The following is a 13,161-nucleotide window of genomic DNA, read 5'->3' as shown; positions in this document are numbered from 1 at the left end:
CGATCCTATCTGAATGGGTTAAGAGTGCGCCTAGGAACGCCCCGAGTGCGGTATCTTAGCGAATTTGACAACCTATAGACACCCATCTACCGAGCCATATTGCCAACCGAGATCCGTCAGGCCCTTGTCCCTCGCCATCGCGCCCCTATACTAATGATTCACCCAGTCCAATAAGAAGCTATTGTGTTTACGTCGCGCTTTGCCACCGAACTGCCCGAGACCTGCAGTCGAGTCATGCCCACACCACTGGCCGAGCCCTATTGGGTCTGCTGGAATCAATCGCTGGCCGAGCGCATGCAACTGCCGTTAGTGGCCAATGCCGATATCCTCGGCGTTATGGCGGGCACGGCGCTGTTCCAGGGCCACGAGCCAATAGCGCAAAAATACGCGGGTCATCAATTTGGTGGTTGGAATCCAGGACTGGGCGATGGTCGAGGCTTACTTTTAGGCGAGTGGCTCGACCCGAGCGGTGTCTATTGGGAAATGCATCTCAAAGGTGCCGGCAAGACACCCTACAGTCGCTTTGGTGATGGCCGTGCCGTGCTGCGGTCCTCGATCCGTGAATTCTTGGGCAGTGAGGCGCTGCATGGCCTCGGTGCGCCGACCACCCGCGCCCTAGCCTTAGCCGGTTCCACTGAAGCGGTGTATCGAGAAACCCTTGAGACGGGCGCGACCCTGATGCGCGTGGCCAGCAGCCATATTCGCTTCGGTCATTTCGAATGGCTGGCGCACCGCCAGGACATAGATCAACTCAAGGCGCTGACCGCCTTCACTATTAAGCATCACTTCCCTCAATGCCAGGACAACGCCGATCCGATCGTCAGTCTCCTGCGTGCGGTGATCGAGCAAACCGCGCAGATGATTGCCTATTGGATGGCCTATGGTTTCGTCCACGGCGTGATGAATACCGACAATATGAGCATAGTCGGCGAAACCTTCGATTACGGGCCCTATGCATTTCTCGACCAGACACGACCCAATGCGGTCTATAACCATACCGACGCCGAAGGACGCTATGCCTTTAACCAACAGCCCTCGGTGGCGTTCTGGAATTTGCAGCGCTTGGCCCAGGCCTTGGCGCCGCTGACCGATTCGCAGTTGTTGGCCGCTGCGGTGAGCGACTTCGATCAGTGCCATCGGAAGCATTACTATGAACTGCTCAATCAACGACTTGGCGGCTCATCTGAGCGGCCCATTGAGCCCGAGTTATTGGATGAATGGCTGGCCCTATTGGCCGCAGAAGGCAAAGACTTCCACACGCCCTTTCGACGCCTGGCCAACTTACCGCTGACCGAATGGCCCGGCCTAAAGGATGACTTTATCGATGCGCCGCGCTTCGCCGCCTGGTGTGCTCGCATCCTGACCCAGACCGAAGCCGATGAGACCGAGCGCCAGCGTCAGATGCTTGCCTCTAACCCAGTGACTGTGGCACGCAGTCATCATCTCCAGGCGGTCATCGATGCCGCGCAGACTGGTAATTTTGGCCCCTTGGAATCGTTCTTTGCGGCCCTGCAAGACCCCTTTACCGAACGGGCCGAATGGGCCCGTTGGCATCAGCCACCGGCCGCGGCCGCGCCTGCACCGATCCTAAGCTGCAGCAGCTAAGTCAAGGCCCGCGCGGGCGGGCTAGAGATTCAGTGGAACGTTGGTGGTAGACTGCCAACACTGACGGATTGAGTGGTTAACATGGAAAATCTTTGGCAACGGATGAGTGCGGTCGCCGATCGGGCGATTGCCTCGGGTCAGTTGGTGATACGGCCCAGCGAATACGAAATCATCAGCCAGGGTGGCATTGATTTTGTGGTCCGCTATGCGCCCTCTGTGGCAATCGAAAAACCCATCACCGCGTCACCGGCTAATCCCTTTTTAACACCCGACCCGGCGCTCTGGGTGGAAACCCTGGGCCAGAGCCATCATCTGCTGCTGAATAAATACAGCCTGCTGCCGTTACACGGCCTGATCACCACGCAAGGTTTTGTTGAACAGACCGGCTTACTGAATTTGGCCGACTTCAGCGCCATCGCCATGGTGTTGGATCAGGTCGATGGCCTGGTGTTCTATAACGGCGGCCCACTGGCCGGGGCTTCCCTGGCACACCGCCATTTCCAGCTGGTGCCCAAAGATTTGGGCGCGGGCGTCCTGCCGATCGATGCGGCGGTTTTGCGTTGGCAGCAAGATTCTCATCAGAGCATCTATCCCTTTGTCCATCGCGTTCATTGGCTGCCGAATTGGCAACCGGATACCCTGCTGGAAGCCTGGCAGAAGCTGGAATACAGTTGGCAAGCCTGCAATCTATTGATTACCCGAGACTGGATGCTGGTGGTGCCTCGTACCCAGGCCTCCGTTGGGGGTTTAGCGATTAACAGCTTAGGCTTGGCCGGCGGCCTGTTGGCACAAGACCCAGCTGAACGCGCGTTGATTCGGCGCAGCGGACCCATGGCGCTCTTGCATCAGGTGTGTCGGTCGGATCAATAGAAAACGAAGGCACCAAAGCCGCGTACCTGCTCTTTTTGTCCGTTGAGATCGGCCGAGGTCGTCAGGGCCACCTGTCGAGACGCTAAGCCTTGGGCCTTGGCGACCTGCAAAAACCCATTCAGGGCATTGAAACCACAGGCTTCCTGGCTGACAAAGCCGCTATCAAAGGCGCGAATGCGCCGCGCGGAGTGTTGATCCTGCGCGATAACCTCTCGGTAGGGCCGGTTGCGGCTGAGGCCGGTGCTGATTACCAATAGGGTTTCCGGTCCGCCCCATAGGGACGATAGAATCTCGGCCAGCACCGGCGTGCTGCAGTCACCGACTAGCAGGGGAATCAGGCTGAAGTCCTCCAGGACGGTCTGCAGAAAGGGTAACTGCACCTCAATACTGTGCTCCATATCTTGCTGTACCGCCAATTCGTTAACCTCTGGGTGCTCGAGCAAGGCTCGGCAGGCGGGCTGGTCGACGGCCACATCGCCTAAGGGCGTGCGAAAAGCAGCACATCGTGGTGTCCACAGGCCCTGAGTTGGGTCACGGTGGCAGGTGCCTAAGATAACCACCCGCTTGATGGTGTCGTAGATCGGTTCCAGCAGTCGATAAGCACCGGCCGCAGTGGCACCGGAAAACGGATAGCCCGAATGCGGCACGATTAACGCTTTGGCGGGTCTGGGCAGGGGCTGACTGCCCGCGTCGGCGAGCCAGGATTCAATTTGGGCGAGCAGCCGTTGGCTGTCAGCATCGTAGAGGGTGCCGGCTACGGCAGGGGAACGAATCAACATGTTGCGGGACTCTCTGGCTGGTTGGAGGGTCCAAGACTAGGCGCACCCTAGGGGTGACATCTTGCCTTAGGTCAATTCAGCTCGATCCGATGCCACGGGAATAGCACCGTGCCATCGGTCGAACTAAGGATTTCGGATTGAATCGGTACTTGCTATGGTGGGCTATCTTTGGCGCAGGGCGCAGTGGTTATGAACACAGAAAGTGAGTTTATCTATATACACGATCCGATGTGCAGTTGGTGTTGGGCGCATAAGCCAGTTTGGGATCGGTTCGCGGCGGAATTGGCGGATCGAGTGACGGTGCGCTATTGCGTCGGGGGCTTGGCACCGGACAGCGACGAGGTCATGCCGGTCGCGCAACAACAAGCGATTGCCGGCTACTGGCATCAGATTCAGGGACGCCTGGGCACCGAGTTTAATTTTGATTTCTGGACCGAAAATGAACCGCGTCGCTCCACTTATCCCGCCTGTCGCGCGGTGATCGCGGCGAGTTGGCAGCAGGCGGAGCTGGCCATGATTTCGGCGTTGCAATCGGCCTACTATTTGCGTGCCCTGAACCCGTCGAATGTCGAGGTCCTGCAACAATTGGCCGAGGAGATCGGACTCGATAGCGCCCGCTTTGCCGCCGATCTAGCCTCACCTGAATTGCAGCAGGCCCTAACCGTTGAGCTGAATTTTGCCCGCAGCTTGCCGATTGAAGGCTTTCCATCGATGGTGCTGTTGCATCGCGGCCGTTACCATTCTATTGCGCTCAACTATCAGGACTACAGCGGGGCCTTGCAGCAGGTAGTGGAACTGCTCGAAAACACTTCCGAGTCATAAGTCATATAATCGGCTTCATCTGTTGAAGTACGCTCAAACGCCAGCATATAGGCGGCGTTACCCAACCTAAAAAGAGATTCATCGATGCGTCCTATATTATCCGAAAACCTTGCCCACCCGGCCATCCAGGCCAAGCTGGGCGGTGATCAAAGCTTACTCAACGAGGTCAGGCAGGCCATTGGCCGTCACGCCGTGGTGGTCGTGGGCATGAAACAAAACCCGGTGGTCAAGTCCAGCCGTAAGTTGCTTGATGAGCAGCAGGTAGAACATCTTTATCTGGAATATGGCAGCTATATGTCGAAGTGGCGTGAACGCTTGGCCATCAAGATGTGGACCGGCTTCGAGACCTTTCCGCAAATCTTTATCGGCGGCGCATTGATCGGCGGTTACACCGATCTGAAAGCCCTGGTGGCGGCCGGTGAGCTGAAGGCTCTCCTAGCGGCAGGCAGTGTGTAGGCGTTTTTAGCCTAAGGTCACCAACCGGCTTGGCCGGCTATACCCAATCGCGCCCGGTCAGGTAATAGTCCAGCAGTCGCGCCTCTGCGCTGCCGGCCTCGGGCTGATGGTTATAATGCCATTGCACGGCCGGTGGCAGGCTCATCAGAATGGATTCGGTGCGACCGCCCGACTGCAAGCCAAAGATAGTGCCCCGATCGAACACCAGATTGAACTCCACATAGCGGCCCCGACGAATCTCCTGCCAAGTGCGCTGGGCCGGACTGAAAGGCGTGTCTTGGCGCCGTGCCACGATGGGCAGATAGGCGGCCAAATAGGAATCGCCGACCGACTGCATAAAGGCGAAGGTCGTGGTGAAGTCCCAAGCGTTTAGATCATCATAAAAGATACCGCCGACACCGCGTGGCTCGGAACGGTGGGGCAGGTAAAAATAATCGTCACACCAGCTTTTAAAGCGCGGAAAAACGTCACTGCCGAAGGGTTCGCAGGCGGTCTTCGCGCTCTGGTGCCAGTGCCGGCAGTCGTCATCGAAGCCATAGTAAGGCGTTAGATCGTAACCACCACCAAACCACCAGACCGGCTCCATACCAGCCTTTTCCGCGACAAAGAGCCGAACATTGGCATGCGAGGTCGGTACGAAGGGATTGTGGGCATGCATGACCAGCGACACCCCCATGGCTTGCCAGCGACACCCGGCCAGCTCCGGGCGACTGGCCGTCGCACTGGGTGGCAGGGTGTCGCCCATCACATGGGAAAAGCCGACCCCGCCTTTCTCGAACACCGCGCCATCGACCAGGGTGCGCGAACGGCCGCCGCCGCCGCCGGGGCGCTGCCAGCTTTCTTCGCTGAACAGGCCCTTGCCATCGGCACGCTCCAAACCCTCACAGATTCGGTCCTGCAGTTGCATCAGATAGGTTTTGACGGGTTCGATGTCGAATGTAAAGTCTGCCATAGGGATTCCCTGGTTATGCGCGGTAGCGTTGACCGCTGATTAAATCTTCGATTTGACTGGCCTTGCCGGGCGTTAAGACGCGGCCCGGGACGATAAAGTCGAGCTCGTTGGCCAGTTGCTGACGAACCTGAAGCTGGCGCTCCAGCGCCGGCCGACCCTGACGATTGGCGCTGGTGGACACCAGGGGCTGGCCAAATTGGGCGCACAGGTTGGCCGCGACCGGGTGCGCGGTGACTCGAATGGCCACGGTTGAGCGGCCGCCGGTGATCCACTCGGGCAGCGTACCATTGTGTGGCACGGTCCAGGTCATCGGGCCCGGCCATCGGCTGCACAGGCGCTGCCAGTGTGCGTCGGTTAGGGGCGCCAGAAAAGGCTCGAAGCGTTCGACCCGGTCGCTGATCAGGATGAGACCCTTATGCAGCGGTCGCTGCTTTAACGCCAGCAGGCGGGCAACGGCCGCACCGTCGAAGGGGTTGCAGCCGAGGCCAAAAACGCCTTCAGTTGGGTAGGCAATCAGACCGCCGCGCTGAATAATCGCGACCGCTTGGCGGATAGGCAATGAATAAGGGTGCATAAATTGAGTCGAGTAGTGGCCAGCTGCTTAGGGTAACCAGTGTGCGGGCCTCAGGCAATGTCGGAAAGCGTATAGCCACCCGGTTGTTGTTCGATCAGACCCTCCAGCTCGAGCTCCAATATGGCCTCGAGTAGTTGATGGACCGCCAGCTCAAGGTGGTGGGCCAAACCATCCAGCGGCAGGATGCCAAAGCGCAACAAGGCCATGATCTTCTGCTGCAGCGGGCTAAGGTGGTCCAGGGCGATGGGCTCAGCTTGGGGGCTGGGATGCTGCTGGAACTTAAGATGCCGTAATATATCCTTGGCATCGGCGAGCAGATAGGCGCCGTCCTGAATTAAGCGATGACACCCGGCCGTATTGGGGTTGCCAATATCACCTGGCATCGCAAAGATATCCTTGCCCTGATCTAGGCCATGTTGAGCCGTGACCAATGAACCGCTGTTCAATGTCGCCTCGACCACAACCACCAGCTCGGCCAGTGCGCTGATCAGGCGGTTGCGCCGAGGAAAGTGGCCCGGTCGAGGTTGCGTGCCCAAGGGGTGTTCTGAGAGCAGCAGACCCTGGCTGGCCAGGCTGGCAAATAAGGCCTTGTTGGGCTTGGGGTAACCGACATCGACGCCGCAGCCGAGCACTGCAATGGTCCCACCCTGAACCGCCAAGGCGCCCCGATGACTGGCGCTGTCGATCCCCAAGGCGCCACCGCTGGTCACCACCAGCCCCGCTCGGGCGAGATCGGCGGCTAGGCGATGAGCGTGACTCAGTGCGCCTGGGCTGGCGTGACGACTGCCGACCAGGGCTATCTGGGGCGTCTGCAGCAAGCCGGTATCGCCAATGCCCCAGAGCATCAACGGGGCATCATGGATTTGATTCAGATTCGGCGGATAGGCGCCGTCGGCCAGGCTGATCAGATGGTGGTTGGCCCGTTCGGCCCAGCGCAGCTGGTCTAGGGCCTGGCGATGGATCGGGTGCTGTTCGCCGAGCCGATGCATGGCGCGCAGGGTCACCTTAACAGCCTCGGGCAATGGCCAGCGCTCCGGGTGACGGAACAGATCGGCGGGCGAGTCGACCAGGTTGAGCAGAGTATGACTGCGCTTGAGTCCGAGCTGGGGTACCAATACCCAGCGCAACCAGGCGAGGGTGTCCGAGTGCATAGGCTTCCCTTAGTTGAAATTCCTTGTCCTGAATGACCGGTGTCCCGTCATCTTTCACTCGACCGCCAACCCAGGACTCAAAGCCCAAACACTGGGCTCAGAGCTAGGCGATGCGACTCACCCGATATGGGTTTGTGGCACTATTACAAAAAGCCGGGCGAAAAAAAAGGCGCCTGAGGGCGCCTGTTACCAAGCTGTGATGCAGTTATCAGAAACCCGGGTTGACGATCGGATCGCCCACGCGCATGGGCAGCTTCGCGTCCAATACCAAGCCATAAGACATTTTCTCGAAGGTGCGGAAGACCATCAGCAGACCCGCCTCTTCCTCGGGCAATTGGATGCGGTCCTTGTTAATTGGGTCGCGCACTCGATCACCGCGCCGGTTGATGCGGAAAATCATGCCTGCGGCGACTCCTTCGCGCTCACCGACATTGAGCAGCACCACATCATACTGGCCGATAAAGCTGGCACCGCGGCCGGAGTCGACAATCACCCCATCGACCCCCTGAGGCGGCTCGCTGGGGTAAAAGACCGTTTCCAGCTGCGCCTCATCCGAGGGCAAGATGCGATCCTCGATGGCGACCTGTTGGCTCGAACGCTCTAGCTCGAAGGTTGCGATCTCGCCCTGTAGATTGTCCAGTCGCGCGGTGCCCAGTTCAATCGCCTCATAGCCTAAGCGCTCCTTGGTATAGGGATCTCGGTAAATCTTGCCCATGCGGTATATTTGGTAGGCGGGCAGGTCAACGTTAAATTCCCCGCGGGCATAGACCTGATCCCCAGCGCCGAGCAGCAGGCGGCCTTCCATGCCACTGATAATATAGGGCGCCGATTTTAGTTCTGCGCTTGCTAAGATTCGATTGCCCGATAGGAAGCCGTCGACATGCTCCCGAGGAATGGCCGGAATGGCGCCAAAAATAGGCGTGATTCGCGCCGTCGGTCGCAATTTAACGACGCCATTGGCATCGGCCTGATCGCTATAGATTTTCAAGGTGTTGGCGCTGTCGCTGCGCATAATGGTGGTCAGGCGTCGTTCACCGTCTATCATCACCAGGCCGATGACATCGCCCGGATAAATTAGATGAGGGTCTTCGACCTGTGGATTGAGGTACCAGATATCTTGCCATTTCCACGGGTCGGCGAGAAACATGTCTGAGATATCCCAGAGCGTGTCACCTTTAACAACGACATATTGGTCGGGCACGTCGTCGTTCAGGGTCAATTCATCGGCCCCAGACAGGCCCATGGCGAAACAGCAGCCTAATAATGCAGCGATGATTTTCCTCATGGCCAAATTCCCTATATAATTTGTCTGTTTAGCATGCAACAGACCCTAAAGTACTGGCCGCCATGCCGGTGCTCGCGAGTCTGCTACACTGTTCTCATTTGTTACAAAATGGGTTAAATAGGATGTATTTCACATCGGAAACTTATACTGTCGGCTTTTTAGCGCAATGGGGTCTCCCTATGACGATACCGAGCGAAAACGGTTAACTTTTTTAGTCTAGCAGTCAATCGCAGAGCCAAACACTTTAAAGCCAAATCTGCACAGATAAATCCAGAAAGTGATAACTGGATAACATTTTGGCGAGATCGGGCAAGGCTGTACTTTCCACTCATAAATATTGGTTAAATAGTCCGTTATGGCATTACTAGAGATATTAGAATACCCCGATCCGCGTTTGCGCACGGTCGCCGTGCGGATCGACAAGGTCGACGATGCACTGCGCACCTTGGCCCTGGATATGATCGAGACCATGTACGAGGCGCCTGGCATTGGCCTTGCGGCCAGTCAAATTAATGTTCATCGGCGCTTGGTGGTTATCGACGTGTCCGAACAGCAAGATGCACCGCTTATATTGATCAACCCTGAATATGTGGTCACCGGTGCCCCGATGGAATATCAGGAAGGGTGTCTGTCGGTGCCGGGTTATTATGAAAATGTTACCCGGTTCGACAAAATTCAGGTTAGCGCGCTCAATGAACAAGGCGAGGCCTTGGCGTTTGAGGCCACCGACCTGCTGGCGATCTGCATCCAACATGAGATCGATCATTTGGATGGCAAGCTGTTTGTCGATTACCTGTCCAGCTTAAAGCGCACCCGGATCAAGAAGAAACTCGAGAAGCAACATAAGTTGGACCACTAGGCGATGTCCCTGAACCTTATCTTTGCCGGTACGCCTGAATTTGCGGCCGAGCACCTACAGGCCCTGATCGACAGTGAACATCGGGTCGTGGCGGTCTATAGCCAACCCGATCGGCCCGCTGGTCGCGGTCGTAAACTAACCGCCTCGCCGGTTAAGAGCCTCGCCTTAGCGCATCAGATACCGGTGTTCCAACCCTTGAACTTTAAGAGTGACGCCGCCCAGGCCGAATTGGCTGCATTGCAGGCCGATCTGATGGTCGTGGTGGCCTATGGCCTGATTCTACCGCAAGTGATTCTCGACACCCCACGCCTGGGCTGTGTCAATGTACATGCCTCACTCTTGCCGCGTTGGCGTGGTGCCGCACCAATTCACCGTGCCCTGCTGGCCGACGATGCGCAAACGGGCATAACCATCATGCAGATGGATGCCGGACTCGATACCGGCGACGCGCTGGTAACCGTGGCCTGCGATATTTTGCCAACCGATAGCAGCGCGATACTGCACGACCGTCTTATTGAACTCGGAGCACCCGCCTTGCTGCAGGCCCTGAACCAGCTGGAAACGGCGGCGACGCAGCCGGTTGCGCAGAATTCGGCCCAGGCGACTTACGCGCACAAGCTGGAAAAGATCGAGGGTCAGATCGACTGGTCGGACTCGGCCGAGCAAATCGACCGACAGATTCGCGGCCTGACGCCGTGGCCTGGCGCCTTTACCCAATGGCAGGGCGAGACGGTGCGGTTGCACCAGGCGAGCCTGCCCGGTCAGTCGAGTGAGGCCGCCCCTGGCTCGCTGGTTGCCATGACCAAGGTGGGCTTCGATGTTGCCACCGGCGACGGGGTGTTGCGGATCGAAAAGCTGCAGTTACCCGGTAAAAAAGCCATGAGCGCCAGCGATCTGCTCAACGCCCGGCGCGACCAATTTATCGCCCACCCACAGTTCACTAACTCGGCCATCCTATGAAGTCTATTCGCTATATCGCCGCCGACATCCTGCTAAATGTCGTCGACAACGGCCGCTCGCTCAGCCACGAGTTGCCCGCCGCCCTCGCCGAGCTCGATCCGGAACAGCACGCCTTCCTGCAACAGCTGGTCTATGGCAGTGTGCGCTACTATTTCGCCCTCGATGAACTGATTAACCAGCTGGTCGAAGACCCGCTGCGCGATAAGGAACGATTGCTGCATATGGTGCTGGCCATCGGTATCTACCAGCTCTGGCAATTGCAGGTCGCCGAATACGCGGCCATCAATGAGACCGTAGCGGTCACGGTCGAGGCCGATCGGCAGTGGGCAACCGGATTGGTGAACGGCACCTTGCGGCGTTTTCAGCGCGAACGCGGTGCGATGCTCGCCGATCTGCGTCGGGCCGAGGCCATGCCGGGTTGGTTAAATAAGCGCCTGCGCCAGGCCTGGCCGGAGCAGTATCATCAGATCTGTGCCGACTCAAACCAGTTGGGGCCGATGACTCTGCGCGTCAATCAGCGCCACGGCACGCGAGACGCCTGGCTGGCGCAGGCCAATGAGCAGGGCTTTGAGGCGCATGCCTGTGCCCATTCAGAAGTCGGTGTGACCCTGGCAGCGCCAGCACCGGTGCTGGCGCTGCCGGGCTTTTCCGCCGGTGCCGTCTCGGTTCAGGACGAGGCCGCCCAGCTCTGTGCCCAGCTGTTGAATGTAACGGATGGTGAGCGAGTGCTCGATGCTTGCGCCGCGCCGGGTGGCAAGACTGGCCATCTGCTCGAAAGTGCGAGCATCCAATTAACCGCGTTGGACGTCGACCCCAAACGCCTCGACCGGGTCGCCGAAAACCTAGAGCGCTTGCAACTCAGTGCTCAACTGACCGCAGCGGATGCCGGCGATGTGTCGAGCTGGTGGGACGGTGAGCCGTTTGACGCCATTCTGGTCGATGCCCCCTGTTCTGGCACCGGGGTGATCCGTCGCCACCCCGATATCAAGTTGCTGCGTAAAAATACCGATATCAAGGCGTTGGGCTTGGTGCAGAAAAATCTTCTAACGCAACTCTGGGGCACGCTCAAGCCCGGCGGTCGCTTACTCTATGCGACCTGTTCCATCCTGCCGGATGAGAACAGCCAGCAGATCTCGGCCTTTCTGGCAGCGCACGCCGACGCTGCCTTGGTCGAATTACCCCTGACCGGCGATGTGCCGACGCCCACTGGCGTGCAATGGTTGCCGCAAGCCGGCGGTCACGATGGCTTTTTCTATGCGTTACTGCACAAGGCACGTTAGGCTAACGCAAGACCGGGCTGGCCAGATACGATGGTCGCGCTTAGGCCTCGTCTTTGTTGGCCTGGGTCGGTAACATAGGCTAATCAGGTCAAATAGGTTGGCTGCTGCACGCTAAGCCTCAGCCCACTCGACAACATTACGTTCTAGGACAATGCCATTGAAAATCATTTTGCTCGGAGCCGGACAGGTCGGGAGTTCACTGGCAGAGAATCTTGCCTCGGAAGAAAATGACATCACCGTGGTCGATACCGATGGTAACCGCTTGCGCGAGTTGCAAGATCGGATCGATATTCGCACCGTGATCGGCCTGGCGTCGCTGCCCGATGTGTTGCAACGGGCTGGGGCCGAGGATGCCGATATGTTGATCGCGGTGACCAATAGCGATGAAGTCAATATGGCCGCCTGTCAGGTGGCTTTTTCTCTATTTCGCACCCCAACCAAGATCGCCCGGATCCGGGACCCACAGTATATTCGAGAAAGCGATAAGCTGTTCAGTCAGGATGCCTTTCCGATCGACGTGCTAATCAGCCCTGAGCGCTTGGTGACCAACTATATCCAACGCCTGATCGAAACCCCCGGCGCGCTGCAGGTGCTCGACTTTGCTGGTGGCAAGTTGCAGCTGGTCGCGGTGAGGGCGATCCACGGCGGCTTGCTGGTTGGCCAAGAATTACGTTTTCTCAAGCACCATATGCCCTCAGTTGAAACTCGAGTTGCGGCCATTTTCCGCAAGGGTCGGGCTATCGTGCCGGAAGGCTCGACCGTCATCGAAGCCGACGATGAGGTCTTCTTCCTCGCTGGCACCAGCGATATTCGTGCCGTGATGAGTGAGCTGCGGCGCAAGGAAAGCAGCTATAAACGAATCGTGATCGCCGGGGGCGGTAATATCGGTTACCGACTGGCACGAGAAATTGAGGCGCGTTATTCGGTTAAGGTCCTGGAGCACAGCGAGGATCGCTGCCAATGGTTGAGTAACCATCTTAAACACGCCATCGTGTTGCGCGGTGACGCCTCCGATCAGGAGCTGTTGCTCGATGAAAATATCGAAGACACCGATCTGTTTATCGCCGTAACCAACGATGACGAGGCCAATATTATGGCCTCCTTGCTCGCCAAACGTTTGGGCGCGCGCAAGGTGATGACCCTGATCAATAATACCGCTTATGTCGATCTGGTGCAGGGCGGCGATATCGATATTGCCATTTCCCCCTCCCAGTCGACCATTGGTAGCCTGCTGACCCATGTGCGTCGTGGTGATATCGCCAATGTCTATTCATTGCGCCGCGGCGCGGCCGAGGCGATCGAGGCGGTTGCGCATGGCGATATTAAAACCTCCAAGGTGGTCGGTCGGGCGGTCGAAGATATCGATCTGCCAGAAGGTTGCTCGATTGGCGCCATCGTGCGCGGCGAAGCGGTCATCATCGCGCACGACCACACTATTATCGAAACCGGCGATCACGTGATATTGTTTCTGGTTGATAAGCGCCGGACCTCTGATGTCGAAAAGCTGTTTCAGGTCGGCTTTAGTTTTTTTTAATGGTTCATTTTCATATCTTGATTACAGGCTGACT

At 57.9% G+C, this 13,161-nt stretch carries 13 protein-coding genes; 8 read left to right on the top strand and 5 right to left on the bottom strand.

Annotated features, from left to right (window positions below; genetic code table 11):
- Positions 1-183 precede the first annotated feature (183 nt).
- On the top strand, positions 184-1,605 hold the full coding sequence (locus REIFOR_RS16555; protein ID WP_158524417.1) for a protein adenylyltransferase SelO: 1,422 nt from the start codon (positions 184-186) through the stop codon (positions 1,603-1,605).
- Between the two features lie 81 nt (positions 1,606-1,686).
- Positions 1,687-2,475: a DUF4922 domain-containing protein gene (locus tag REIFOR_RS16550; RefSeq protein ID WP_100258607.1), complete on the top strand. Its 789-nt coding sequence runs from the start codon at positions 1,687-1,689 to the stop codon at positions 2,473-2,475.
- Here the strand turns inward: REIFOR_RS16550 and amrB are convergent.
- A complete protein-coding gene (gene amrB / locus REIFOR_RS16545; protein WP_100258606.1) occupies positions 2,469-3,254 on the bottom strand; it encodes an AmmeMemoRadiSam system protein B in 786 nt (261 codons plus the stop codon). The two genes, REIFOR_RS16550 and amrB, sit on opposite strands and share 7 nt — an antisense overlap.
- Before the next feature lie 189 nt (positions 3,255-3,443).
- Between amrB and REIFOR_RS16540 the strand changes: the two genes are divergently transcribed.
- Together REIFOR_RS16540 and REIFOR_RS16535 are read left to right on the top strand one after the other, a co-directional pair.
- Positions 3,444-4,076: a DsbA family protein gene (locus REIFOR_RS16540; RefSeq protein ID WP_227003716.1), complete on the top strand. Its 633-nt coding sequence runs from the start codon at positions 3,444-3,446 to the stop codon at positions 4,074-4,076.
- 84 nt (positions 4,077-4,160) lie between these two features.
- Positions 4,161-4,532, top strand: a complete 372-nt coding sequence (locus tag REIFOR_RS16535) for a thioredoxin domain-containing protein (protein ID WP_100258605.1) — start codon at positions 4,161-4,163, stop codon at positions 4,530-4,532.
- A 37-nt stretch (positions 4,533-4,569) separates the two neighbouring features.
- Here the strand turns inward: REIFOR_RS16535 and hemF are convergent, their stop codons facing one another.
- The 4 genes from hemF to REIFOR_RS16515 all read right to left on the bottom strand — a co-directional run bounded on the left by hemF (position 4,570) and on the right by REIFOR_RS16515 (position 8,494).
- Positions 4,570-5,484: an oxygen-dependent coproporphyrinogen oxidase gene (hemF, locus tag REIFOR_RS16530; protein WP_100258604.1), complete on the bottom strand. Its 915-nt coding sequence runs from the start codon at positions 5,482-5,484 to the stop codon at positions 4,570-4,572.
- 13 nt (positions 5,485-5,497) lie between these two features.
- The gene (locus REIFOR_RS16525) at positions 5,498-6,058 is read right to left on the bottom strand and encodes an L-threonylcarbamoyladenylate synthase type 1 TsaC (protein ID WP_100258603.1); all 561 of its coding nucleotides are present in this window, start codon (positions 6,056-6,058) and stop codon (positions 5,498-5,500) included.
- Positions 6,059-6,108: 50 nt separating this feature from the next.
- Positions 6,109-7,209: a DNA-processing protein DprA gene (dprA, locus tag REIFOR_RS16520; protein WP_100258602.1), complete on the bottom strand. Its 1,101-nt coding sequence runs from the start codon at positions 7,207-7,209 to the stop codon at positions 6,109-6,111.
- A 208-nt stretch (positions 7,210-7,417) separates the two neighbouring features.
- Positions 7,418-8,494, bottom strand: a complete 1,077-nt coding sequence (locus REIFOR_RS16515; RefSeq protein WP_100258601.1) for a LysM peptidoglycan-binding domain-containing protein — start codon at positions 8,492-8,494, stop codon at positions 7,418-7,420.
- A gap of 355 nt (positions 8,495-8,849) precedes the next feature.
- Between REIFOR_RS16515 and def the strand changes: the two genes are divergently transcribed.
- The 4 genes from def (at position 8,850) to trkA (ending at position 13,127) form a co-directional block, all read left to right on the top strand.
- Positions 8,850-9,353, top strand: coding sequence for a peptide deformylase (gene def / locus REIFOR_RS16510; protein WP_100258600.1), 504 nt, complete (start codon positions 8,850-8,852; stop codon positions 9,351-9,353).
- 3 nt (positions 9,354-9,356) lie between these two features.
- Positions 9,357-10,313, top strand: a complete 957-nt coding sequence (fmt, locus tag REIFOR_RS16505) for a methionyl-tRNA formyltransferase (RefSeq protein ID WP_100258599.1) — start codon at positions 9,357-9,359, stop codon at positions 10,311-10,313.
- Positions 10,310-11,593: a 16S rRNA (cytosine(967)-C(5))-methyltransferase RsmB gene (gene rsmB / locus REIFOR_RS16500; protein WP_100258598.1), complete on the top strand. Its 1,284-nt coding sequence runs from the start codon at positions 10,310-10,312 to the stop codon at positions 11,591-11,593. The genes fmt and rsmB overlap by 4 nt, the downstream gene beginning before the upstream one ends.
- A 157-nt stretch (positions 11,594-11,750) precedes the next feature.
- Positions 11,751-13,127, top strand: coding sequence for a Trk system potassium transporter TrkA (gene trkA, locus REIFOR_RS16495; RefSeq protein ID WP_100258823.1), 1,377 nt, complete (start codon positions 11,751-11,753; stop codon positions 13,125-13,127).
- Positions 13,128-13,161: the final 34 nt, after the last annotated feature.

The organism is Reinekea forsetii (genome assembly GCF_002795845.1).
In the GTDB taxonomy this organism is placed as follows: Bacteria; Pseudomonadota; Gammaproteobacteria; order Pseudomonadales; family Natronospirillaceae; genus Reinekea; species Reinekea forsetii.
The sequence above is the reverse complement of the archived record's forward strand: the minus strand, read 5'-3'. Positions and strand labels throughout refer to the sequence as shown.